Source organism: Murinocardiopsis flavida (assembly GCF_003014485.1).
Lineage (GTDB): Bacteria > Actinomycetota > Actinomycetes > Streptosporangiales > Streptosporangiaceae > Murinocardiopsis > Murinocardiopsis flavida.
On the sequence record NZ_PYGA01000017.1, the window covers coordinates 109311 to 132570 of the forward strand.

The 23260-nt window shown below is 74.1% G+C and carries 19 protein-coding genes; 13 read left to right on the top strand and 6 right to left on the bottom strand.

Features of this window, described 5'->3' with window-relative positions:
- Nucleotides 1-53: 53 nt before the first annotated feature.
- Nucleotides 54-980 carry a hypothetical protein gene (locus CLV63_RS34680; protein ID WP_245928984.1) on the bottom strand — a complete coding sequence of 309 codons (927 nt, stop codon included), beginning with the start codon at nucleotides 978-980 and terminating at the stop codon, nucleotides 54-56.
- A gap of 1581 nt (nucleotides 981-2561) precedes the next feature.
- Between CLV63_RS34680 and rplM the strand changes: the two genes are divergently transcribed.
- From rplM to glmM, 3 genes are all read left to right on the top strand, one after another.
- The gene (gene rplM, locus CLV63_RS22595) at nucleotides 2562-3011 is read left to right on the top strand and encodes a 50S ribosomal protein L13 (RefSeq protein ID WP_106585187.1); all 450 of its coding nucleotides are present in this window, start codon (nucleotides 2562-2564) and stop codon (nucleotides 3009-3011) included.
- A gap of 37 nt (nucleotides 3012-3048) precedes the next feature.
- A complete protein-coding gene (rpsI, locus tag CLV63_RS22600; protein WP_106585188.1) occupies nucleotides 3049-3561 on the top strand; it encodes a 30S ribosomal protein S9 in 513 nt (170 codons plus the stop codon).
- Nucleotides 3562-3795: 234 nt separating this feature from the next.
- A complete protein-coding gene (gene glmM / locus CLV63_RS22605) occupies nucleotides 3796-5136 on the top strand; it encodes a phosphoglucosamine mutase (RefSeq protein WP_106585189.1) in 1341 nt (446 codons plus the stop codon).
- Between the two features lie 88 nt (nucleotides 5137-5224).
- Here glmM and CLV63_RS22610 read toward each other — a convergent pair whose 3' ends face one another.
- Both CLV63_RS22610 and glmS read right to left on the bottom strand, forming a co-directional pair.
- Nucleotides 5225-6730, bottom strand: coding sequence for a M1 family metallopeptidase (locus tag CLV63_RS22610; RefSeq protein WP_211301422.1), 1506 nt, complete (start codon nucleotides 6728-6730; stop codon nucleotides 5225-5227).
- A 271-nt stretch (nucleotides 6731-7001) separates the two neighbouring features.
- Nucleotides 7002-8855: a glutamine--fructose-6-phosphate transaminase (isomerizing) gene (gene glmS, locus CLV63_RS22615; protein ID WP_106585191.1), complete on the bottom strand. Its 1854-nt coding sequence runs from the start codon at nucleotides 8853-8855 to the stop codon at nucleotides 7002-7004.
- Nucleotides 8856-9197: 342 nt separating this feature from the next.
- On the opposite strand from glmS, the gene coaA reads away from it, so the two are divergent.
- Together coaA and CLV63_RS22625 are read left to right on the top strand one after the other, a co-directional pair.
- Nucleotides 9198-10130 (top strand): type I pantothenate kinase, encoded by a 933-nt coding sequence (gene coaA, locus CLV63_RS22620; protein ID WP_106585192.1) that lies wholly within the window; start codon nucleotides 9198-9200, stop codon nucleotides 10128-10130.
- Nucleotides 10131-10234: 104 nt separating this feature from the next.
- Nucleotides 10235-11701 carry an NAD(P)H-hydrate dehydratase gene (locus CLV63_RS22625; protein WP_106585193.1) on the top strand — a complete coding sequence of 489 codons (1467 nt, stop codon included), beginning with the start codon at nucleotides 10235-10237 and terminating at the stop codon, nucleotides 11699-11701.
- A 25-nt stretch (nucleotides 11702-11726) separates the two neighbouring features.
- Here CLV63_RS22625 and CLV63_RS22630 read toward each other — a convergent pair whose 3' ends face one another.
- Complete coding sequence (locus CLV63_RS22630) at nucleotides 11727-12233, bottom strand: NUDIX domain-containing protein (RefSeq protein WP_394339800.1); 507 nt, start codon at nucleotides 12231-12233, stop codon at nucleotides 11727-11729.
- 165 nt (nucleotides 12234-12398) lie between these two features.
- On the opposite strand from CLV63_RS22630, the gene CLV63_RS22635 reads away from it, so the two are divergent.
- A complete protein-coding gene (locus CLV63_RS22635) occupies nucleotides 12399-13367 on the top strand; it encodes an endonuclease/exonuclease/phosphatase family protein (protein WP_106585194.1) in 969 nt (322 codons plus the stop codon).
- Between the two features lie 13 nt (nucleotides 13368-13380).
- Here the strand turns inward: CLV63_RS22635 and CLV63_RS22640 are convergent, their stop codons facing one another.
- The gene (locus CLV63_RS22640) at nucleotides 13381-14031 is read right to left on the bottom strand and encodes a TetR/AcrR family transcriptional regulator (protein WP_106585195.1); all 651 of its coding nucleotides are present in this window, start codon (nucleotides 14029-14031) and stop codon (nucleotides 13381-13383) included.
- Nucleotides 14032-14162: 131 nt separating this feature from the next.
- Here CLV63_RS22640 and CLV63_RS22645 point away from each other — a divergent pair, with 131 nt between their 5' ends.
- The 3 genes from CLV63_RS22645 (at nucleotide 14163) to CLV63_RS22655 (ending at nucleotide 19349) form a co-directional block, all read left to right on the top strand.
- Nucleotides 14163-15179 (top strand): hypothetical protein, encoded by a 1017-nt coding sequence (locus tag CLV63_RS22645; RefSeq protein WP_245928985.1) that lies wholly within the window; start codon nucleotides 14163-14165, stop codon nucleotides 15177-15179.
- 376 nt (nucleotides 15180-15555) lie between these two features.
- Nucleotides 15556-16836 carry a methyltransferase gene (locus CLV63_RS22650; RefSeq protein ID WP_106585196.1) on the top strand — a complete coding sequence of 427 codons (1281 nt, stop codon included), beginning with the start codon at nucleotides 15556-15558 and terminating at the stop codon, nucleotides 16834-16836.
- 266 nt (nucleotides 16837-17102) lie between these two features.
- On the top strand, nucleotides 17103-19349 hold the full coding sequence (locus tag CLV63_RS22655) for a PrsW family intramembrane metalloprotease (protein WP_106585197.1): 2247 nt from the start codon (nucleotides 17103-17105) through the stop codon (nucleotides 19347-19349).
- Between the two features lie 512 nt (nucleotides 19350-19861).
- On the opposite strand, the gene CLV63_RS22660 is transcribed toward CLV63_RS22655, so the two are convergent.
- Nucleotides 19862-20110 (bottom strand): AbrB/MazE/SpoVT family DNA-binding domain-containing protein, encoded by a 249-nt coding sequence (locus CLV63_RS22660; protein ID WP_211301423.1) that lies wholly within the window; start codon nucleotides 20108-20110, stop codon nucleotides 19862-19864.
- Nucleotides 20111-20221: 111 nt separating this feature from the next.
- Between CLV63_RS22660 and alr the strand changes: the two genes are divergently transcribed.
- From alr to rimI, 4 genes are all read left to right on the top strand, one after another.
- Nucleotides 20222-21361: an alanine racemase gene (gene alr, locus CLV63_RS22665; protein WP_106585198.1), complete on the top strand. Its 1140-nt coding sequence runs from the start codon at nucleotides 20222-20224 to the stop codon at nucleotides 21359-21361.
- A gap of 132 nt (nucleotides 21362-21493) precedes the next feature.
- Nucleotides 21494-22003 carry a tRNA (adenosine(37)-N6)-threonylcarbamoyltransferase complex ATPase subunit type 1 TsaE gene (gene tsaE / locus CLV63_RS22670; protein WP_106585199.1) on the top strand — a complete coding sequence of 170 codons (510 nt, stop codon included), beginning with the start codon at nucleotides 21494-21496 and terminating at the stop codon, nucleotides 22001-22003.
- 5 nt (nucleotides 22004-22008) lie between these two features.
- Entirely contained in the window at nucleotides 22009-22692 is a 684-nt protein-coding gene (gene tsaB / locus CLV63_RS22675) for a tRNA (adenosine(37)-N6)-threonylcarbamoyltransferase complex dimerization subunit type 1 TsaB (RefSeq protein WP_106585200.1), read from the top strand.
- Nucleotides 22680-23171 carry a ribosomal protein S18-alanine N-acetyltransferase gene (gene rimI, locus CLV63_RS22680; protein ID WP_106585201.1) on the top strand — a complete coding sequence of 164 codons (492 nt, stop codon included), beginning with the start codon at nucleotides 22680-22682 and terminating at the stop codon, nucleotides 23169-23171. The genes tsaB and rimI overlap by 13 nt, the downstream gene beginning before the upstream one ends.
- Nucleotides 23172-23260: the final 89 nt, after the last annotated feature.

Genomic DNA, 23260 nt, shown 5'->3' on the forward strand with positions numbered 1-23260 from the left:
CCAGCAGTCACTGACGCGCCCTCGGGCGCGGCTGCGGGGGTGCGCCCTGCGGTTCAGCCCTTGGCGCGCTCGCCCAGCGCGGCAAGGGGGAGTTCGGCGCCGTCCTCGCCCGTCTCGGCGAGTTCGGCGTCGGTGCCCTGCGGGGTGCGGCCGTCGTCGTTCGCCGCGAGGGAGAAGACGACGTAGCGGCCCCACCGGGACCCGTTGGCGTGGCCGCCCGCGGTGGCGAGGCGCTCGCTGCCGCTGCCCTCCTTGCCGCGCAGCCCGGCGAAGTACTGGGCGGATTCGAGGTCCATGGCCTCCTCGACGGCGGTGGCGTTGTCGGCGTCGGACATCGCCGCGACACCGATGGTGACGGCGCGGCTCTTGTCCTCGTTGACGTAGGACGCGCGCACGACCTGGCGGCACTCGTTCTCGGTGAGGGCCGCGCCGAAGTCGCCGTTCGCCGCTGTGTCGCACTTGTCGGTCTCGTCGGTGTTGACGAGGGTGAACGCCTCGCCGCCGAGCGTGATCTCCTTCTCGGGGAACAACTCCTCGATCGTCAGTGCGCCGGTGTCGGCGGATTCGTTCGCGACCCGGTTGGCGTCGTATCCCCCGCCCGTGCCGAGGCCGCCGCTGGCGAACAGGTAGGCGCCGGTGCCGGCGGCCCCGAGCAGCAGCACGAAGCCGCCGGCGTAGAGCAGCATCCGGCCGAGCGAGGACGACCCGGCGTGCCGGGAGCGGTCGTCGAGGTCGTCGAAGCCCGAGATGTCGATCTGCGCGGTGTCGCCGACGCCCGAGCCGGATCCTTCGTCGCGGAACATCTGGAGCCCGCCGAACTCGTCGTCGCCTATGGCGGAGATGTTCTGCGTGGCGCCGTCGGGACCGGCGGGACCGGCGGTGCCGGCACCGCCCACGGCCGCGATGTTCTGGGTGGACGCGTCGGCCGAGGCGGGGTAGCCGCCGGGGTCGGGCGGAGCGGCGCCGCCGGGCGGGAGCACGCGGCCCTGGATGGGCTGCTGCGCGCCGGAGGGCTGCGCCGGGCCCTGGCCGTGCCATGCGGGGCGCTGCGGCCGGGGCTGCTGCTGGCCGGGTTGCTGTGGGCCGGGCTGCGGCGGTCCCTGCTGGGGTGCCCCGGCGGGCGGGCCCTGCGGGCCGCCCGGAGGGGGCCCCGGGGCGCCGGGCCGTCCGTGCGGGAACGCCTGCTGCCCGCCGGTCGGTGCGGCGTGCGGCGGCCCGCCCGGGCCCGCGGTGCCGGGACCGAGGGCGGGGCGCGCCTGCGGTGGTCCTCCGGGGGCGGGTGCGTTCGGCGGCCCGCCAGCGGGCGGGCGCCCTTGCGGGGCCTGGGGTGCGCCCTGCGGCCGCTGCCCGCCGGTGGGGACCCGGTACGAGGCCTGTCCGCCGGTCGGGGGCGGCGCCTGTCCGCTCGGTGCCTGCCCGCCCGGCGGCGGGCCGTAGCCCGGGCTGCCGGGCTGCTGCGGCCCGCGGAACGGCTGCTGCCCGCCGGTGGGAGCGCCGTGGGGCGGTTGCTGCCCGCCGGTGGGTGCGGGGCTGTGGGGCTGTTGGCCGCCGGTCGGGGCGGGCCGGTGGGGCTGCTGCCCGCCGGTCGGCGGGCCGTGGGGCGGCTGCGCGGCGCCGGGCGGCGGCGCCGGTGCCCCCGGACGGCCCTGCTGCGGCGCAGGGGGCTGCGGAGGGTACGGCGCGCCTTGGGGTGCGCCCTGGCCGCCGTGCCACGCGGGCCGCTGCGGAGGACGCTGCCCGCCGCTCGGTGCGGCGCCCTGCTGCGGCCCAGGGGCCTGCGGGTGCTGGAGGTCGGGCCGGGCCGGCCGGTCCTCGCCCTGTGGAGCCACCGCGCCCGGCTGCTCGGGCCGGGGCGGCTGCTCGCCGTGATCGGCTCTGCCGTCATTGGGATCGTTCGAATGCGGTGCGATGACGAGACTCCGGAGGCTGTCCATCGGGCGGCGGGTGCGATGTCGTGCAGGTATGTGCCGCGAACGTGGCGCACCCGGTTCCTGAGCCCGCTTGCGCGGCTGCTCCCTGCCCGGGGCGGAATGCGGGGCGGCCGCGGGATCGGAATCCGCGGGTGGCCCGCCTACGACTCTAGCGTCCGCCCCGCCGACGGCGGCATGCTATGGGGCGAATCGTCCGCGAACGCCGCATTGGGGCGTCCTGGGCGGCCGGGGCCCCGCTGGTGCGGGCGCCGCGCGGCGGTGGCGCGGCGGTGGCGGCCTGCGCTCGGGGTTCGGGCCCGCGGACCGGCGCGAGCACTCGCAGAACAAGGCATAATGGAGTAGGAGTATTCACGGATCGCAGTGCGGCCAGCGTGGGGCCCATGGCTCGAAGGTCGGGAATCATGGGTCGTTTTGACATGCGGCGTATTCGATCGATATGATGCTCCGTCGTTGTGCGTTGAGTTTGCCGTGGGTTCCCGCTTTCCTCGCTGGGCGCCGATCACGCAGCACCGTCTGCGCACTCAACCACCGGGCGGGCCCCACCTTGCGGGCGGCCCGGCCCAGAAATACGAGTTCCCCATCCCCGCTCGCGGGGATGGACACCGCCGACTGAGACGAAGGCATACGATCGTGCGCACATTCAGCCCCAAGCCCAGCGATGTCCAGCGTCAGTGGCACGTCATCGACGCCAGCGATCTCGTGCTCGGCCGGCTGGCCAGCCACGTCGCCACGCTGCTCCGAGGCAAGAACAAGCCCTACTACGCGCCCCACATCGACACCGGTGACTTCGTGATCATCGTGAATGCCGACAAGGTGGCGCTGACCGGTCACAAGCTGGAGCAGAAGCGGGCTTACCGGCACTCCGGTTACCCGGGCGGTCTGCGTTCCGTCGCCTACAGCGAGCTGATGGCCAAGCACCCCGAGCGCGCGGTCGAGAAGGCCGTGAAGGGCATGCTCCCGAAGAACTCCCTCGGCCGTGAGATGGCGAAGAAGCTCAAGGTGTACGCGGGGGCGGAGCACCCGCACCAGGCCCAGCAGCCGGTGCCGTTCGAAATCCCCAAGATCCAGCAGCCCGCTTAGGCTTTACGCGAGACCTAAAGGAAGTACGAGGAGAACCGTGGTCGAGCCCACCGGCATCGAAGACGTCGTCCAGGAGACCGGGGAGAACCCCGAGGAGTTCCCGGCCGAGTACACCAGCGAGTCGCCCGACGAGGCCGGTGCCGCCTACGTCCCGACCGCCTCCGGCCCCGGCGCCGGCACCGGTCGCCGCAAGCAGGCCGTCGCCCGCGTGCGCATCACCCCGGGCGGCGGGGAGTGGAAGATCAACGGCAAGGCGCTCGAGGTGGCCTTCCCCGACAAGGTGCACCAGCAGCTCATCAAGGACCCGCTGGTCACCCTGGGCTTCGAGGGCGCATATGACGTCTTCGCCCGCCTCAACGGCGGCGGCCCCAGCGGGCAGGCCGGCGCGCTGCGCCACGGCATCGCCCGTGCGCTGGCCGGCCTCGACCCCGAGCACAACCGCCCGCCGCTGAAGAAGGCCGGCTACCTCACCCGCGACTCCCGCGAGGTGGAGCGGAAGAAGGCCGGTCTCAAGAAGGCCCGCAAGGCCCCGCAGTACTCCAAGCGGTAACGACCGCATCCCAGGGCGCCGTTCACGTGCCCTCTCCGATGCTCGTCGGTCGCCGCGCCACGGCCCGCCGGTCACCCGTCCTCGCGGACGGGTGGCCAGTGCGGGCCATAGCTGTTTCCAACGCGGTTGTTCCGGTGTACTCGGTGTGGAGGGACGCATCCCGTCCGGGGTCCGCCGGCGTTGTGACCCCATCCCTTTCCTCTGCTGTCCCCTCGCGAGAAGGACGTTCGTTACGTGGCTCGGTTGTTTGGCACTGACGGGGTCAGGGGGGTCGCCGGGCGCGACCTCACCGCCTCCTTGGCATTGGATCTGTCCGCAGCGGCCGCGCGCGTGCTGTGCGGCGGCGAGCACACCGGCGCCCGGCCGCTGGCCGTCGTCGGCCGCGACCCCCGCGCCTCAGGGGAGTTCCTGGAGGCCGCCGTCACGGCCGGGCTCGCGGGGGCCGGCGTCGACGTGGTCCGGCTCGGCGTGCTGCCGACCCCTGCTGTCGCCTACCTGACCGACGCGCTCGGCGCCGATTTCGGTGTGATGCTGTCCGCCAGCCACAACCCGGCGCCCGACAACGGCATCAAGTTCTTCGCGCGCGGCGGGCACAAGCTGCCCGACGCCGTCGAGGACGAGATCGAGGCCGGGCTGGCGCACTCGGTCGAGGGTGCGGTGGGCGCCGATGTGGGCCGGGTCAGCGAGGCGTCCGACGGCGCCGAGCGCTACATCGCCCACGTGGTCGACTCGCTGCCGAACCGGCTCGACGGGCTGCGCGTGGTGGTCGACTGCGCCAACGGCGCCGCCACCGCCGTGGCGCCCGAGGCCATGCGCCGCGCGGGGGCCGAGGTCATCGCCATCGGCGACCGCCCCGACGGGTTGAACATCAACGAGGGCTGCGGCTCGACCCACCTGGAGACCCTCCAGGCCGCCGTGCGCGAGCACGGCGCCGACGCCGGCATCGCGCACGACGGCGACGCCGACCGCTGCCTCGCCGTCGCGGCCGACGGCACCGTTGTCGACGGCGACCAGATCCTCGCCGTCCTCGCCCTGGAGCTCCAGGAGGCGGGGCGGCTCGTCGACGACACGCTCGTCGTCACCGTCATGTCCAACCTGGGACTCAAGCTCGCCATGCGCGAGGCGGGGGTGACCGTCGTGGAGACCCCGGTGGGCGACCGCTACGTGCTGGAGGCCATGCGGGCCGGCTCGTTCTCGCTCGGCGGCGAGCAGTCCGGCCACGTGGTCCTGCTCGACCACGCGAGTACCGGCGACGGGCTGCTCACCGGCCTGAACCTGCTCGGCGCGATGAACCGGCGCGGCCTGGCGCTGGCGGAGCTGGCGAAGGTCATGACCCGGCTGCCGCAGGTGCTGGTGAACGTCCGCGACGTCGACAAGAACCGGACGAAGTCCTCGGTGGAGCTCGCCGAGGCCGTCACGAAGGCCGAGACCGAGCTCGGCGAGACCGGCCGGGTGCTCATCCGGCCGAGCGGGACCGAGCCCATGGTGCGGGTCATGGTCGAGGCCACGGCGGAGTCCCACGCCCGCGAGGTCGCCGACCGCCTCGCCGGGGTGGTGCGGTCGGCCCTGGGCTGAGCACCCTCCCCGCGCCGAATCCATCGCGTGCCGCCCGCGCTCCTCGGAGCGCGGGCGGCACGATTGTGTCCGCTGCTGTCGATCCGGGTCAGTGCGACCCGTGGGCGTGGATCCGCTCGTGGGTCCGCTGGATGGTGTCCCAGGACTTCGGTTCGGCGGGGGCCGAGCGGCTCTCGACGGCCGTGCGTCCGGCCGCGTTGAGCTCAGGGCGCCCCTTGGTGTACAGCCAGGTGTCGAACAGTGCGTCGAGCTGCTTGCCCGAGACCTTCTCGGACAGGGCGATGAAGTCCGCGACGGTGGCGTTGCCGCCGGCGTTGTCCTCGGTCCAGGTCTGGAGGATCGTGAAGAAGTCGTCGTCGCCGACCTCGTTGCGCAGTGCGTGCACGGCGAGCGCGCCGCGGTCGTAGACGGCCGGGTGGAACACGTTGTCGGCGCCCGGGTCGCCCGGTTCGACCTGCCAGAAGGGGTCGTCGGCCGGGTAGGAGTGGTAGGTGAAGTCGGCGAGTTCCTGCGCCGTGCCCTCGCCTTCGTTCTCCGACCAGAGCCATTCGGCGTAGCTGGCGAAGCCCTCGTTGATCCAGATGTCGTCCCAGCCGGTCACGGAGACGTCGTCGCCGAACCACTGGTGCGCCTGCTCGTGGGCGACGACGTAGGTGTTGGAACCGGCCGCGAAGAAGCCCGGGTCGTAGACCGGCCGGGTCTGGGTCTCCAGCGCGAACCCGATGTCGGCGTCGGGCACGATGCCGCCGAGGGCGTCGAACGGGTACGGCCCGAACTGGGTCTCCTGGAACTCGGTGATCTCGGCGGTGCGCTCCACGCTGGCCCGCGCCGGCCCCGCGGTGTCGCCGAGGCTCTTGCCGTAGGCGCTGAGCACCGGCAGGCCGCCCGTGCTCTCCTCCTGGGTGATCTCGAACGCGCCGATCGCGACGGTCGCGAGGTAGGTCGCCTGCGGTTCGGACTGGCGCCAGGTGTAGATGCTCTTGTCGCCCCGGTGCTGGACGCCGGTCGACCTGCCGACGCTGATGGCCTGGAGGCCCTTGGGCACGGACATCCGCAGGTCGAAGCTTGCCTTGTCGAGCGGGTGGTCGTTGGCCGGATACCACCACCACGACACTTCGGGCTGGCCGAGTGCCACGGCGCCGTCGGCGGTCCGGATCCATCCGCTGATGCCCTTGTACTCGTAGGAGGAGGGCTTGTCGGCGTACTTGACCACCGCGGTCAGCTTTTCGCCTTCGTCCAGGTCCGAGGCCGGTGTGACCTGGACCTTGTGCTCGCCGACGCGCTTGTGCTCGGCCTTTCGGCCGTTGACCCGCACCGAGTCGACGTCCAGGAGGAAGTCGAGGGTGAACGCGTCGATGTCCTCGGTGGCGCGGGCGATGATGGTCGTGGTGCCGCTGAGCACATCGGTCTTGGGCCGGTAGTCGAGCCGCACGTCGTAGTGCGAGACGTTGTAACCGGTGTTGCCGTAGCTGGGGAAGTAGGGGTCGCCGATGCCGTCGCCTGGTGCGGCGGCGGCCTGCGCAGCGGGGAGCGCGACGAGCATGAGGACGAGAGGTGCGGCGGTACCGCACCATCGGAGGCGGTTGGCGGACATTGGGTACGGCCTTTCTGGTGGGCGCCGCATCGGGTAGGCACACGTAGCAAGCTACTGATCAGGTGCGGGAGACCCGCGGCGCGAAACGCGTGTCCCGTGGTTCGGCGGTCGCACAGCGTTGTCAGGGGGACAGGGGATGACAGTACGCCCGGCACGTACCCGGCGGGAAAGATCGTCGAACCCCGGTGTCGTGGCCGGAAACTGACGCGGAGGGGCCGGATCCCGGATCCGGCCCCTCCGCGCGTTCGGGCCTTGGCGGCCCCCTGGTCGGCTACTCCACCGTGACGCTCTTGGCGAGGTTGCGCGGCTGGTCGACGTCGTTGCCCTTGGCGAGGGCCAGTTCGCACGCGAAGACCTGCATGGGCACGGTCGACACCAGCGGTTGCAGCAGGGTCGGCACCGCGGGGATCTCGATGAGCTCGTCGGCGAACGGCCGCACGGCGTCGTCGCCCTTCTCCGCGATTACGATGGTGCGGGCGCCGCGCGCGCGGATCTCCTGGATGTTGGAGAGGATCTTGTCGTGCAGCACGCCGCGCCCCTCGCGGGAGGGGACGACGATGACGACCGGCACGCCGTCCTCGATCAGCGCGATGGAACCGTGCTTGAGCTCGCCGGCGGCGAACGCCTCGGCGTGCATGTAGGCGAGTTCCTTGAGTTTCAGCGCGCCTTCCATCGCCACGGGGTAACCCACGTGGCGGCCGAGGAACAGCACGGTCTTGGCGTCCTTGAGGGAGCGGGCGAGGGTGCGCACCGGTTCGACGGTGTCGAGGACCTGCTGCACCTGCTCCGGCATCTTCGCGAGCTGCTCGATGACCGCGTTGATCTCGTCGCCGAACTTCTGGTTGCGCACCTGCGCGAGGTACAGGCCGACCAGGTAGCAGGCGATGAGCTGGGTGAGGAAGGTCTTGGTCGCGGCCACGCCGACCTCGGGCCCGGCGTGGGTGTAGAGGACGCCGTCGGACTCGCGGGGGATGGTGGAGCCGTTGACGTTGCAGATGGCGAGGACGCGGGCGCGCTGCTCGCGTGCGTAGCGGACCGCCATCAGGGTGTCCATGGACTCGCCGGACTGGGAGATGGCGATGACGAGGGTCTGGCGGTCGAGGATGGGATCGCGGTAGCGGAACTCGCTCGCGACCTCGACCTCGCAGGGGATGCGGCACCAGTGCTCGATGCTGTACTTGGCGATGAGGCCGGCGTGGTAGGACGTGCCGCACGCGATGATGACGATCTTGGAGATGTCGCGCAGGTCGTGCGCCGACAGCCGCATCTCGTCGAGCGTGAGGGTGCCTTCGACGCCGACCCTGCCGAGGAGGGTGTCGGCGACCGCGCGCGGCTGCTCCACGATCTCCTTGAGCATGAAGTACTCGTAGCCGCCCTTCTCGGCGGCCGAGGCGTCCCAGTCGACGTGGTACTCGCGCACCGGGACGGAGGCGCCGTCGTAGTCGGTGACCGTGACGGAGTCGGGCCGCAGCTCCACGACCTGGTCCTGGCCGAGTTCGACGGCGTCGCGGGTGTGGGCGATGAACGCGGCGACGTCGCTCGCGAGGAAGTTCTCGCCCTTGCCGCGGCCGACGACCAGCGGGGAGTTGCGGCGGGCGGCGACGACGAGGTCGGGGTCGTCGATGGAGATGGCGACGAGGGTGAACGCCCCTTCGAGCCGCCGGCAGGCCGCGCGCATGGCGGCGGCGAGGTCGCCGTCGCCCCGCTCCTTGAGCTCGCGGCTGAGCAGGTGGGCCGTCACCTCGGTGTCGGTCTCGGAGGTGAACGCGCAGCCCTGCTCCTCCAGTTCGAGCCGGAGGGCGGCGAAGTTCTCGATGATCCCGTTGTGGATGACGGCGACCCTGGCGTCGTTGTCGACGTGGGGGTGGGCGTTGACGTCGTTGGGCGCGCCATGGGTGGCCCAGCGCGTGTGCCCGATGCCGATGCCGTCGTCGGAGCGCGGCGTGGCCTCAAGGACCGAGCGCAGGTTGACGAGCTTGCCCGCCTTCTTCTCGGTTTCGAGGACGCCCTCGGAGAGGACGGCGACGCCCGCGGAGTCGTACCCGCGGTATTCGAGCCTCGCGAGGCCGTCCACAACGACATCCAGCGCCGGTTGGGGCCCGACGTAGCCAACGATTCCGCACATGGCCGCCAGCGTAGCCCGTGAATCGGGTCGACGCGCCGAACGACGTGCTAGACCATTGCGGATATTCCCAGGTGGCGGTATAGACCACTGGGGTGGCGGCGGGTCGCTGGCGCAGGTCAGGGCCGGGGGCGGGCGCCGGGGGAGCGCCGCGGGCGGCAGCGGGAGAATCACCGGATCGCGCGGAAATGTGACCGGGATTTCCCTCTGGCACCGGGACGCCCCGTACGGCGGCGGACCGGCCGCCGCGCGGCGGCCGCGCCGACCCGGCCCGCGGCGTGGCGCGGGGGCGCCGGGGCCGCTGCCGCGCCGCCTCGTCTAGTGTGGGCGAACGTGTCCCAAGCGATGAAGAACGGGTTATCAACACCCTACGTCGAGCTCGACCGCCCCGCGTGGGCGGCGCTGCGTGCCGCGACCCCGCTGTCGCTCACCGAGTCCGAGCTGGAGGCGCTGCGCGGCACGGCCGACCCCACCTCGCTCGACGAGGTCCGCGACATCTACCTGCCGCTGTCGCGGCTGCTGAACCTGTACGTCAAGGCCACCCGGCAGCGCCACAGCGCGGTCCGCGGGTTCCTCGGCGAGGACGACCGGCCGGCCCCCTTCATCATCGGCATCGCGGGCAGCGTCGCCGTCGGCAAGTCCACCACCGCCCGGCTGCTGCACCGGCTCCTCGCCCAATGGCCGGAGCACCCCAACGTCGAGCTGGTCGGCACCGACAACTTCCTGTACCCCAACGCGGTGCTGGAGCAGCGCGGCATCATGAACCGCAAGGGGTTCCCCGAGAGCTACGACCGGCGCGCCCTGGTGCGATTCGTCTCGGAGATGAAGGCCGGCGCCGCCCAGCTGCGCATCCCTGTGTACTCGCACCTCGCCTACGACATCGTGCCGGGCGCCGTGCAGACGGTCGACCGCCCCGACATCCTCATCGTCGAGGGCATCAACGTGCTCCAGCCGCCGCCGGCGAACCGGCTGGCCGTCGCCGACTTCTTCGACTTCTCCATCTACGTCGACGCCAAGACCGAGCACATCCGCTCCTGGTACCTGGACCGCTTCTCCGAGCTGCGCCGCACCGCGTTCTCCGACCCGCGGTCCTACTTCCACGACATGGCCACCACCGTGCCCGAGGACACCGCGCGCGAGTTCGCGTTGCAGACCTGGCGCGGCATCAACGAGGTCAACCTGGTCGACAACATCCGGCCGACCCGGGCCCGCGCGACCCTCGTCCTCTACAAGGGCGAGGACCACCAGGTCCGCCGGGTCCGGTTGCGCAAGACCTGACCGGGGCGCCCGCGGGGCGCTCCGCGCGGCACCGGCGCCCCGGTGCGATCCTGGAGGACGACGGGGCGGCGCGGGGCCGCCCGGGGTGCGACCGGGGAGGCCGCGTGCGGGACGCATACACGGTGGAAGCCGTGCGCAAGGCCGAGGACGTGCTCATGGCGCGCGGCCCCGAGGGCGCCCTCATGCAGAGGGCCGCCGCCGGGCTCGCCGCCGTGTGCGCGCGGCTGCTGCCCCGGGTCTACGGCGCCCGGGTGGTGCTGCTCGTCGGCAGCGGCGACAACGGCGGCGACGCGCTGTACGCGGGGGCCCGGCTGGCGCGGCGCGGCGCCGCCGTGCTGGCGGTGCTCGCCGCCGACCGGGTCCACGAGGGCGGCCTGGCCGCGCTGCGCGCCGCGGGGGGCCGCGTGTCGGCCGACCGCGCCGATGCGCGGGCGGCGATCGCGGCCGCGGACCTGGTGGTCGACGGGCTGCTCGGTATCGGCGGGCGCGGCGGCCTGCGCGAACCGCACGCGGCGCTCGCCGCGCACGCGGCGGACTCGGCGGCGCTCGTCGTCGCCGTGGACCTGCCGAGCGGGGTGGACGCCGGGACCGGCGCGGTCGAGGGGCCCGCGGTGCGCGCCGATGTGACCGTCACCTTCGGCGGCTACAAGCCGGGCCTGCTCATCGACCCCGGCGCCGGCCGGGCCGGCGTCCTCGAACTCGTCGACATCGGGCTGGGGCCGGAGCTGCCGCCCGCCCACGTGCGGTCGCCGCAGGCCGCCGACATCGCCGCGCTGCTGCCGGGGCCCGGCGCGGAGTCCGACAAGTACCGGCGCGGCGTGCTCGCCATGGCCTCCGGCAGCGACCGATACAGTGGCGCGGCCGTGCTCTCGGTCGGCGGTGCGCTGCGCGGTGGGGTGGGGATGCTCCGCTACGCCGGGCAGGCCGGTGTGGTCGCCAAGGTGCTGGACCGCTGGCCGGAGGTCGTCGCGACGGTGCTCGAACCCACCGACCCGGTGGCCGGCCTCCCGCAGCGGGTCGCCGCCTGGGTCGTCGGGCCGGGCCGCGGCCTGCACCCGGCCGCCGTCGTGGAGCTGCGGACGGTCCTCGGCACCGGGCTGCCGGTGCTGCTCGACGCCGACGCCATCACCCTGCTCGCGGAAGAGCCGGACCTGGTGCGCGACCGCTCAGCGCCCACGCTCCTCACACCGCACGCGGGGGAACTCGCCCGGCTGCTGCCCGGTGTCGACCGCGCCGACATCGAGGCGCGGCGGCTGGCGCACGCCACCAGGGCCGCGGCCGAGTTCGGGTGCACGGTGCTGCTCAAGGGGTCGACGACGATCATCGCGGAGCCCGGCCGCCCCGCGATCGTGAACCCGACCGGGACCCCGCTGCTGGCCACCGCCGGGACGGGCGACGTGCTCGCCGGGCTCATCGGCGCCATGCTCGCGTCCGGCCTGGCGCCCCGCGATGCGGCCGTGTGCGGCGCCTACCTGCACGGCCTCGCGGCGCGGCTCGCCTGCGGGGGCGCGCCGATCTCGGCGTCGGACCTGCTCGGCGCCATCCCCGCGGCATTCCGCGCGCTCCGCTGACAGGGACCGCCCCGAGAGGCGCGCCTCAGGCGCCGAGCCGGCGGGCGGCCCGGAGCGCGCCGGTGTAGATGTCCAGCAGGAACGCGTCGCCGGGGTCGCGGTCGGTTTCGAGCACCCCGAGGCGGGACTCGTCGATCCACGCGTACTCGGTGTGCTTGCCGGGCTCCAGCGCCGGCCGGTCGAGGTCGCCGTCGACCCGGACCAGGTAGTCGACCTCGTGGCGCGCCACCCCGTCGGCGGGGGTCCACACCAGGCGGTGGATCTCGGCGAGGATGTGGGTGAGGGTCCACCCGGTCTCCTCGGCGATCTCCCGGCGCAGAGCGGCGACCATGGTCTCGCCGGGCTCCACGTGCCCGCCGACGGCGTCCCAGCAGCCGGGGAACAGGCGGCGCTGAAGGGAGCGCCGCTGGGTGAAGGCGCGCCCCGCGCCGTCGATGACGACGGCCCCGGCGACCCACGTCCGCCCGTCGTCGACACGCGGGATGTCGACCTCGTCGGCGATGTGCACGCCTTCGCTCACTGTGCCGGACACTCGTGCCTCCTCCTCGGTGCCGCGGGGGCGCCCGCCCCGGGCGCCGCTGTACGACCCGAGTCCCAGTCTGCCCGCGCCGACGCGCTTCCGGGCCGGGCGGGGCGCCGGGTAGTCTGCGCCGGATGTCGCGGTCCGGCGGAGGGGGCGGTGCGGGGTGGGTACGCAGTGAGCGGCCGAACGGCCCGGGGCGGCCGGTGGGTCACGGCGGCGGTGGTGCTCGCCGTTGTGCCGTGGGCGGTGTGGTGCGCCGTGCGGCTCGCCGGTGCGGAGCGCGGCTTCCCGCTGGTCCCGGCGCTGGCCTTCACGCCCTACGCCGCGGCGACCGCGGTGGTGCCGCTGGCGTTCGCGCTGCTGCTGCGGCGCTGGCGGACCGCTGCCGCGGCGGCCGCTGTGGCGCTCGGGCTGGCGTCGGCCGTGGTGCCGCGCGCCGTTGCGGCGGCGGACGCCCCGGGTCCCCAGGGGCCGGAGCTGCGGGTGCTGACCCTCAACATGTTCTACGGGGAGGCCGACCCCGAGGCGGTGGTCGACCTGGTGCGCGCCGAGGACGCCGATGTGCTGAGCCTCCAGGAGGTCACCCCACGGGCCGTCGACCGCCTGGCCGACGCGGGGCTGGGCCGGCTGCTGGGCCACGGGATCGACGAGTCCGCAGAAGGGGCGATGGGCGGCGCGATCTACGCCCGGTACCCGCTGAAGGCGGCCGACCGCCCGCCCGACGAGCACTTCCCCAATCCCCGGGCGCGGCTCACGGTGCCCGGCGGCGCCGCGGTGGAGGTGGTCGCGGCGCACACGGTCCCGCCGTACGCCGCCGACCTCGTGGGACCGTGGACCGACACGGTCGGCGCGCTCCCGCCGGCGACACCGGACGGGCCCCTGCGGGTGATCGCCGGCGACCTCAACGCCACCCTCGACCACGCCGCTCTGCGCGACGTCATCGCCACCGGTTACGTCGACGCCGCCGACACAACCGGCGACGGGTGGCGCGCCACCTGGCCGGTGGACCGCTCGGTGCCGGGGCTGGCGATCGACCACGTCCTGGTCGACCGGCGGGCCGGGGTCGAACGTGTGGGCGTCAGCGAGGTGCCCGGCACCGACCACCGCGCGGTGCTCGCGGTGCTGCGGTTGCCCCCGGCCTGACCGCGCCCGGTACTCAGGCGCCGGCGCCGCGTCCCCTCCCTGTGCCCGGCAGCCGCATGGTGAGCAGTTTCGCGCGGGGCGCCATGCGTCCGGCGAGGGCGAACACGGCCTCGGTGCGGCTGTCGTCCTCGTCCAGGACGGAGAACAGGTTGACCCCGAGGTAGAAGGTGATCGCGCCGTAGGCGACCTCGCGCGCGGGGAGCATCCGGCCGAGGGGCGTACCGCCCGCGACCCGCTCCCAGGTCTGTTCGATGAACTCCAGCCACATGTCCGCGCGGCGGTTGATCTCGGGGCGCAGTTCGGGCTTGTTGACGCTGGCGGCGACGAGCTCGGTGAACAGGGTGAGGTGGCCGCCCTCGACGTCGGCGCGGTAGATCAGCACCGCGGCCTCGACCAGCTGCTCGACGGTGTGCGCGGCGTCCGCCACCGGGCGGTGCATGAGCATGCGCTCTTCGGACGACCGGTCCAGCGCGGCCAGCAGCAGCGGGTCGACCCCGCCGAAGTGGTAGAAGACCAGCGCCGAATTGACCCCCGCCGCGGCGGCGATCGTGCGCGCCGACGCCTTCGCGTAGCCCTCCTGGCGGAGCACCTGCCCGGCGGCGTCGATGAGCCGGTCGCGGGTCTCGGCGCTGGAGCCCCGGGTGTTCGCTGCCGTGGTGCCCATAGCCGTCCGTGTCCTCCCGCGTCGCCCTGGTCCGGCCGGGCCCTTCCCGGTCGGTCCATCCGTATCGTACGGTTTAATCACGTGGTTTAATCAACTGATTAAATCACTTGGTCAATGGAGGCGGGGCGGCGATGGGCGACCCAGAGGACACCGCCGGGCGGCACGGCGGTACGGAGGACGACAGCGGCGGTGCGGACGGGCGGCGGTGGAGGTATCCGCCTGAGGCGCCGCGGTCCCGCAGGCGCCGACTGGTGCTCGCAGGGGTGCTGTTGGCGCTGTTCGCCGGGTACCTCGGATACCGGGTGCTCAGCGAGGGCGGGCTGGAGCAGACCGCGCTGTTCTACGTCGGGCTGCCCGCCGTGATCGCGCTGACGGTCGTTGTCGCGGCCCGGCCCCGCAGCGCGGTCGGAACGGCGATGGCGACCGTCACCGTCGGCCTCGCCCTCGCCGGCCCGCTGCTCGCCGAAGGGGTGGTCTGCCTGCTCATGGCGGCTCCGCTGTTCTACCTCGTGGCGCTGTTCGTCGGCGTCGCAGCGAACGAGCACCGGTCCAAGCGGGGCATGAGCGCCCTGATCACCGTCCCCGTGCTGCTCGCCGCCTGCCTCGAAGGCGTCGCGGGGATCGAGTACCTGCCCCGGCCGAGCGAAGGCGGCGCCGAACGCGTCGTCCCCGCCGCACCGCACGAGGTGGCGGCCGCGCTCGCAGCGGAGCCCGAGTACAGCGAGCCCGAGTCCGCGTTCCTGCGCGTGCTGCCGTTCCCCCGGCCCCGCGCCGCCGAAGGGACCGGCCTGCACGTGGGCGGCCAACGCTCCGTCGCCTTCAATCCGCGCCGCTCACTCGGCATCGGCACCCGGCCCACACCGCGCTCGATGCGCCTGGCCGTCACCGAGAGCGCCGTCGGGCCCGACGGCGGCCGCGTCCTGTTCACCGTGGTCCACGACGACACACTCGCCCGCTGGTTGGACCTGAGGGAGGCGGAGGTGGAGTGGTCGGCGGCCCCCGGCGGGACCAGAGTGGCGTGGACCCTGCGCTACGACCGGACCTTCGACCCGTCCTGGTACTGGGGCCCGATCCAGGACTACGCCGTCGACCGCGCGGCCGGCTACCTGCTCGACACCTTCAGCACCCCCGGCACGGCGAGCCCCTGAGGAGACCGCCGCGGCAGCGCGCCAAGGGCACCGTGGCCGCGAGGAGCGCCACGGCGCGGGGGCCGCGGTCGCAAGGGGCTCTGTGGCGAGGGGGCGGCGGCCGCAAGGGGCGCCGTGGTTGGGGTGTGTGGCGCGGGGGCCGCGGTCGCGTGGGGCGCCGCGGCGCGGGAGCGGTCGCAAAGGGGCGGCGGCCGCACGGGGTGCTGTGGCGCGGGGGTTGGCTGCCGTCGCGGTTGCGAAGCACCCGGCGGCGCGAAGCACCACGCTGAAGATGCCCGCCAGACCTGTACCCCGCACGGACGTCGCACTGGCGACCGCGAGACCCCGACCCATCACCACAACCTGACGCCCACCGATCACCACCAGGGAGACGACCATGGCCGATCCGGCGCTGATCCGCGCGGTCGCGTTCTTCGGGCCGCTCCTCGCCGCGCTGGCGATCGCCGCCGTGCGGCCCCCCGGCCGCGCCGCCGTTGCGGCCGCGATCGTCGGCACCGCGTGGTGCGCCGCATCGCTGTACGCCCTCAACCTGCTCGCCGTCCACGTGGGCTGGTGGACCTTCCACGCGGACGGGGCACTGGCGCGCGGCCTGCCCGTCGACCTCTGGCTGGGCTGGGCCGTGCTGTGGGGCGCCCTCCCCGCGCTCGTCGACCGGGGCGCGACAGCGGGACGCGGCGGGGCCGCCGAGGTCGTACTGACGGTCGCGGCCTTCGGCTGGATCGACGCCGCCGTGATGCCGCTCGGCGCGCCGGTGGTCGTCCTCGGTAAGTCGTGGCTGCTGGGGGAGGCCGTCGCGCTCGCCTGCTGCCTGCTCCCCGCCGTCCTGCTCGCCCGCTGGACCCGCCGGGGGACCCGCGTCACCGCGCGGATGTGGGCGCAGGCCGTCCTCGCCGGTGCCCTGATGCTGGGGCTGCCGCTGCACCTGCTGGAGGTCCGCGTCCCATGGTCCGACGCCGTGGCGGGCGCGGGACTCCAGGTGCTCGGCGCCGTGCTGCTCCCCGGGCTGGCCGCGGCGCGCGAGTTCGCCGCTGTCGGCCGCGGCACCCCACTGCCCTACGACCCCCCTCGCAGGCTCGTCACCGGCGGCCCCTACGCCTACGTGCGCAACCCCATGCAGCTCAGTATGGCGCTCGGCTACGCCTGCTGCGCCGTGCTCTGCGCCGACCCGCGGCTGCTCGTCGGCACCGCCGTCGCCGTCGGCTACGGGGCGGGCTTCGCGGCCTGGCACGAGGGCGCCGAACTCGCCGCGGCGCACGGCGCCCGCTGGGCCCGCTACCGGGCGGGCGTGCGCCCGTGGCTGCCCCGGCTGCGGCCCTGGCCCGGCCGCCCGGACGCGGTGGTCTACCTCGCCGAAGGCTGCACGATGTGCTCGGGGCTGGCGCGGTGGCTGGCCGCGCGGGATCCGGTGGCGCTGCGCATCCGGGCCGCGGAGGACCACCCCGAACCGCTGCGTCGCATGGCCTACGTGGGCGCCGACGGGGTGGCGGCATCGGGGCCCGAGGCGCTCGCGCGCGCACTGGAGCACCTGCACCTGGGGTGGGCGCTGGCAGGGTGGGCGCTCGCCCTGCCGGGCGTCCGGCGCAGTGTCCGGTTCGCCGGGGACGCCTTCGGCGCTGGTCCGATGACGCCGCGCCCGGTGCGCGGCGCCGGGGCGTGAGGACGGGGCGTCCGGGCGTCCGCCACAGCGTCCCGTAGGCACGGGCGGGGTGTACGGACGGGCCGTGCGGGGGAGGCCGGGGAGGGCCGCCCCCGCCGCCGCTGCCCCCGAGGACGGGGTCCGGTACGCGGTGCGGAACCGTACCTCCCCGGTGCCCGGCTGTGCCCGAGAGGCACGCTGGTGCATACTCGGTTCGGCGCACAACGGGCGGAGCGCACCGGGGGCACGGGACATCTGTCGGATCGGGTCACGGAAAATCGAGGGCAATGGACGAACAGGCCATGCTCACGCGCGATCTCGTATTGCGCCTCTGCGCCAACGCGACGGAGTTCGACGAACACTGGTTGCGCACCGACCACAAGGTCGTCGCGCCCTTCACCGCCGCGCGCGACACCACGCTCCTCAGCGCCATCGTCAACGCCGGCCGCGCCGTCGGGGTGGACCACCTGCTGGTCTGCCGCACCCGCGCCGAGCACGCGTACGAGCCGGTCACCCAGGTGCCCACCGACACGGCCGTCCTGATCGAGCTGATCCGCGAGTGGGGCAGCGAACCGACCGACTTCCTCGTGGTCGTCGAGGACACGTCGGCGGCGATCCTGGTGACCGCCTCCATGCTGACCGTCGCTGTCGGTCCGGACGACTTCGTCCGGACCTTCGTGGGCGCCGACATCGCCCGCGCCCGCATCGAGTTCGCCGACGAGGCGCGGCTGAGCCGCGACCCGGACCTGCTGCGCGCCGCCCACCACTACAACTGCCTGGAGCAGGGCGGTCGGCACGCGCGCGGCGCCAGACGCGGCCCAGGACCCGACCTGGCCGAGCGCGTCCACGCGCGCGCGGCCCGCGTCCGCGAGGGCGCGCCCCGCGCCGCGGCCGCGTTCGGCGCCCTGCGCGGCGTGTGGGGGTGGCTCCTGGTCGCGGTGCTGGTCCTCGCCACACTGTTCGCCCCCGGCGTCTCGGCGACGGTCCCGCTGCTGCTGGGGACGCTGTGGCTGCTCGCCCAGCTCGCGCTGCCCGCACGCTCGCGCACCGTGAGCTTCGCGGCGCTGGTCCGGGTGATCGCGTTGGGCGCGCTTATGGCGTGGCCCATCGCGCTGGTGGAACTGGCGTTCGCCGGGGCCGTCGGCTTCGACCCCGAGGACCAGTACGCCTACGCCTACATCGCGGTCCCGGTGGAGGAGATCGCCAAGTTCGCTCCGCTGCTGCTGTGCTGGCTGGTGGCGCGGCGCCAGGTCAAGCGCCTCGCTGCGGTCGACTTCCTGCTGCTCGCCGCCGCCGCCGGAGCGGGGTTCCACCTCGCCGAGCAGCTCATGCTCACGGCCGCGACGATCGGCAGCGGGACGGAGGGCTGGTCGCCGGGCCGGCTCGGCGTGTTCGCCCTGCTGCCCGGCGGTGTGGAACTCCCCGTTGAGGGGATCCGCTTCTCCGGCCACGGGGTGACCGCCGCGCTTGTCGGGGGTGCGGTCGGGCTCGCGGTCGTCGGCCGGCGCATGTACGGGGTGTGGCTCTGGCTGCTCCCTCCGATCGCCATCGGGATCGCGGCGCTGGAGCACCTGAACTACAACGCCGCCATGGCGCAGCTCGACCCCACAGCCGTCACCGCGTTCATGTTCGCCCTGGTCGGCAACGGCTTCGCCACACGCTGGCTGCTCCTCCTGCTGCTCGTCGCGGCGGTCGTCATGGACTTCCGGATCGCCCGGCTCGGCGCCGACACCACACCGCGGCTGCCGGGGCGCGCGCCCTTGACCGGGCTGCTGCGCTGGGCGCGCGGCCGGGCGGTGCGGGCGCGGGTGCGCGTACCCGGCGACATCGCGCCCGGTTTCCGGCGGGTGGCGCTGGGCTGGGCACGGGTTCCGGTGACCCTGGCGGAGGCGGCGTCGTCGATGCTGCACGAGTTCAACGTGACGCTGGTCGCGGCCTCGCGCGGCCCCGACACCCTGTTCACGGCCTGGCGGTTCCTGCGCCAGCGGCGGGGCTTCGCCATGGGCGCGGCGCGCGCCGGGGCGAAGGCGTGGCGCCGCAGCCCGAGCCGCGAGGAGCTCGCCGAGACGGAGACGGAGCTCGCGACCGCCATGGGTGTGGGCCCGCGCGCCGCCGGGGCCGCTGCCGTCGCGGCGGCGGCCGTCATGGTCCCCGTACTGCTCGTCGCGCCGGGACCCGGGCCGGCGGCCGCGCCGGAGAACGGCGCCTACGCCCTGCTCCTCATGCGCGAGGCGACCGACTGGATCGGCACCCTCTCCGCCGCCGAGCGGGCATGGCTGTTCGCCGGGCTGGCGTCGATGCTCGGCCTCCTGGTCAGCGGCTGGAGCGTGCCCTACGCCAAGCCGAGCCTCCGGCACTTCCTGCGCGCGCCCGGCCGCGCCACCGGGTCGTTCCTCGGCGCGCTGGCGCCCGGCCAGGTGCCCTACGGGGTCGCGGCCCTGGTGGGCATGGCGCTCCCGAAGAGCACCGACACCCTGCTGAAGCGCCGAACCCGCCCCTCACCCCCCGGATCGGGCACTACCCAGGCGCGATGATCCGAACGGCCGGACGGTGGCTCCGACAGCGATCGTCGAACCTCGGCTGCCAGGCGTGGTGCACGGACGTGCCCCGTCCACTGAGCGGCCTTGTCCGCAGGCGGCCCACCGTCGTCTTGGGGAAGAGCGGCGCCAAGGGCGGCGGGTGCTCGGGGTGAGCGGTGCGCGGCACGGTTCCCGGGTGGGGGGAGCGGCACCGAGGGCGGCGGATGTCCGGGGCCGCGGTCACCTTCCCGATGTCTGATTCCTCCGCATTCCCCCGCTGATCTTGACGAAAGTGTTCCCTCAATCGCGGTCGAGGGAACGGTTTTTCGTCAAGATCAGCAAGAGAACCGGACGGAAGCGCCCACCCACCGCCCTTGGTGCCGCTTTTCCCGCAGACCACGCGCATGCCGCCCGGAGACAAGGCCGTCCCGCAGAGCTGCGGCCCAAGAACACCGAAGGTCCAGCCGCGGTCACAGGGAACCGGTTCGTCGAGATAGGCGAACAAGTGGGCGTGCGGTGGGCCGCCCTCAACCGCGGAGCAGTGCCATCAGTTCGTCGGTGCTCATCCCCGCGGTGTCCGGCGCTGTTCTGCTGACGCGCAGCCGCCGGACCATCCGCCGTCCACGGGTGTCCCTGCCGGGCACGCGGACGATCCGCGGCGCCTCGCCGTCCGCCACCACGTCGACCTCGTCGCCTTGGCGCGAGCCGAACCTGGACCGCAGCGCCGCGGGAATGGTCACCTGGCCCTTGGCATTGATCCGCATCGTGTCACCCATGGAGTGCGAATACCCGTGGTACCACCCCGCCGGTCTGACGGGCGGTGATTTTCCCGTGCGGGCCCTGGCGGACGGCCTTCGTAGGCGTGGCGGGCGTGCCAGACTTGGCGCATGCCTCATTTCGCCGAAGCCCACATCGACCTGGGCGCCATCAGCGGCAACGTCGCCGCCTTGCGTGCGCGCGCGCCGCACGCCCAGGCCATGGGCGTCGTCAAGGCCGACGGGTACGGCCACGGGATGCTGCCGGCCGCGCGCGCCATGCTCGACGGCGGCGCCACCTGGTTGGGTACGGCGCTCGTCGAGGAGGCGCTGGAGCTGCGCCGCGCCGGGATCACCGTGCCGGTGGTCGCCTGGATCCTGCCGCCGAGCGCGCCCCTGTCCGAGGCCATCGCCGTGGGAATCGACCTGGGGGTGAGCTCCCTCCCCGTCCTCGACGCCGTGATCGCCGCGGCCGGTGCCGCCGGCCGCACCGCCCGCGTCCACCTCAAGGCCGACACCGGGCTGGGCCGCGGCGGGATCATGCCGGCCGAGTGGCCCGCGGCGACCGCGGCGGCGGCCCGCGCGGAGGCGGCGGAGCAGATCGAGGTCATCGGGGTGTTCTCGCACTTCGCCTGCTCCGACGAACCCGGGCACCCGTCCATCGGTGCGCAGATCGCCGCGTTCCACGAGGCACTGGCGCAGGCGGAGAAGGCAGGACTGCGCCCCGAGGTGCGGCACATCGCCAACTCCGCAGCGGCCCTCACCCTGCCCGAGTCGCACTTCGACCTCGTCCGGCTGGGCATCGCGTCCTACGGCCTGAGCCCCATCCCCGGCCTGCCCGACACCGGGCTGCGCCCGGCCATGACACTGCGCTCCGAGATCGCGCTGGTCAAGCGGGTCCCGGCCGGTGCGGGGGTGTCCTACGGGCACCGGTACACCACCGACCGCCCCACCTCGCTCGCCCTCGTGCCGCTCGGCTACGCCGACGGGGTGCCGCGCGCCGCGACCAACAAGGGCCCGGTGCTCGCCGCCGGGCGCCGCCGCACCATCGCGGGGACCGTGTGCATGGACCAGTTCATGCTCGACATCGGCGACGACAACGCCCGGCCCGGCGACCACGCGGTGCTGTTCGGCCCCGGCGACGACGGCGAGGCCACCGCGCAGGACTGGGCCGACGTCCTCGACACGATCCCCTACGAGATCGTCACCCGGATCGGCGCCCGGGTCCCCCGCGGCTACACGCGGCCGGACGGCGCCGGTGCGCGCGGGTGAGCACGGCAGCCGCAACGACTCCGGAAAGTGCCTACCCTGGAGTCGTGCGGCGACACCGGCCGCATGACGCCCTGCGCGCCCCGCGCCCGCACCGACCGGCGGCGTCACCCACGCATACGACCCCGTGAGCGCATGATCGAGACCACCCATGACCCCGCAGCCCGCAGCGACGACGGCGCATACGCCCAGGACGTCGTGGCGGCGACAGACGCCGACATGCGCGCGCTCGGCGGCCGCGTCGCGGCCCTCGCCCGAGCGGGCGACCTGCTGATCCTGTCCGGTCCGCTCGGCGCGGGCAAGACCACCTTCACCCAGGGCCTCGCCGCTGCGCTCGGAGTGCGCGGCCGGGTCACCTCGCCGACGTTCGTCATCGCGCGCACGCACCCGTCGCTCAACGGGGGACCCGACCTCGTCCACGTCGACGCCTACCGCCTGGGCCGCGCCGAGGAACTCGACGACCTCGACCTCGACGCCGGGCTGCCCGACTCCGTGACGGTCGTGGAGTGGGGCGAGAACGTCGCGGAGGAGCTGAGCGAGGCCCGCCTCGAAATCGCGATCGAGCGCCGCCCCGATGACACGCGCGCCGTCAGGCTCACCGCGGTCGGTGCCCGCTGGGTCGGTGCCCTCACAGGAATGGGCTGAACGCCGTGCTGCTGCTCGCCTTCGACACCGCCACCCCCGCCGTCACCATGGCCGTCTGCGAACCCGACGGCGACGGTGCGCGGGTCCGCGCGCAGGCGTCCTCGGTCGACGCCCGCCGCCACGGCGAACTCCTCGCCCCCGGTATCGCGGCGGTGGTCGAGCAGGCCGGGGCGCGCCCCGCCGACCTCACCCACATCGCCGTCGGGATCGGCCCCGGCCCCTACACAGGGCTGCGGGTGGGGCTCGCGACCGCGCACGCCCTCGCCGACGCGCTCGGCATCGCCTGCCACGGCGTGCACACACTCGACGCCCTCGCGCTGGGCTCCGGGCGCGACACCCCCTTCGTGGCGGCGACCGACGCCCGCCGCAAGGAGGTGTTCTGGGCCCGCTACGCCGACGCCCGCACCCGCACCGGCGAGATCCGGGTCGACCGGCCCGCCGAGATCGACACCGGCGGCCTGCCCGCGATCGGGCAGGGCGCGCTGATGTACCCGGCGGAGTTCGGACTCGACGGCGACGCCCCCGCGGCGGCCGAACCCCTCTACCCCTCGGCGGCCCACGTGGGCGGGTTCGCCCTGCGCGCACTGGCAGCGGGCGAACCGCTCCCCGAACCGCGGCCGCTGTACCTGCGCCGCCCCGACGCCGTCGAACCCGGCGGACCGAAGAAGGTGCGGCAGTGGCAGGCGTGAACGCCGCGGCCGCCGTGCGGCCCATGACGGTCGCCGATGTCGCGCCGGTCATGGAGCTGGAGCGGTCCCTGTTCCCCAAGGACGCCTGGAGCGAGGGGATGCTCCGCGACGAGCTGTCCCACGACTCCCGGTACTACCTGGTGGCGGAGGACCCCGCGGGGCCCGGCATCGTGGGCTACGCGGGCCTGCGGTCGGTCCCCCCTGAAGGCGACGTGCAGACCATCGCCGTCGACCCTGCCTGGCAGGGCCGCGGCGTCGGGACGCTGCTGCTGGAGGGCCTGCTCGCCGAAGCAGCGGCGCGCGCGAGCACCGAGGTGTTCCTGGAGGTCCGCGCCGAGAACCGGCGCGCGAAGGACCTCTACACGCGTTTCGGCTTCGTGCAGGTGGGCCTGCGCAAGGGCTACTACGCCGACGAGGACGCCATTGTGATGTGCCGCTCCGCGCCCAAGCCCGGTGACGCGGACGGGGCGTCCGGGTGAGCCCGGGCTCCGCCGCGCACGGCGCCCAGGGCGGGAGTGGCGACCGGCCCCGCCCCGCCGCCGCACACGACGACGCGCCCGCCGATCGG

Bases quoted from the DNA above. Each gene is read 5' to 3' on its own strand.
- CLV63_RS22610 (WP_211301422.1), bottom strand. From the start codon at position 6,730: ATGTCCGCCAACCGCCTCCGATGGTGCGGTACCGCCGCACCTCTCGTC.
- glmS (WP_106585191.1), bottom strand. From the start codon at position 8,855: ATGTGCGGAATCGTTGGCTACGTCGGGCCCCAACCGGCGCTGGATGTC.
- coaA (WP_106585192.1), top strand. From the start codon at position 9,198: ATGAAGAACGGGTTATCAACACCCTACGTCGAGCTCGACCGCCCCGCG.
- CLV63_RS22640 (WP_106585195.1), bottom strand. From the start codon at position 14,031: ATGGGCACCACGGCAGCGAACACCCGGGGCTCCAGCGCCGAGACCCGC.
- CLV63_RS22645 (WP_245928985.1), top strand. From the start codon at position 14,163: ATGGGCGACCCAGAGGACACCGCCGGGCGGCACGGCGGTACGGAGGAC.
- CLV63_RS22650 (WP_106585196.1), top strand. From the start codon at position 15,556: ATGGCCGATCCGGCGCTGATCCGCGCGGTCGCGTTCTTCGGGCCGCTC.
- CLV63_RS22655 (WP_106585197.1), top strand. From the start codon at position 17,103: ATGGACGAACAGGCCATGCTCACGCGCGATCTCGTATTGCGCCTCTGC.
- CLV63_RS22660 (WP_211301423.1), bottom strand. From the start codon at position 20,110: ATGGGTGACACGATGCGGATCAATGCCAAGGGCCAGGTGACCATTCCC.
- alr (WP_106585198.1), top strand. From the start codon at position 20,222: ATGCCTCATTTCGCCGAAGCCCACATCGACCTGGGCGCCATCAGCGGC.
- tsaE (WP_106585199.1), top strand. From the start codon at position 21,494: ATGATCGAGACCACCCATGACCCCGCAGCCCGCAGCGACGACGGCGCA.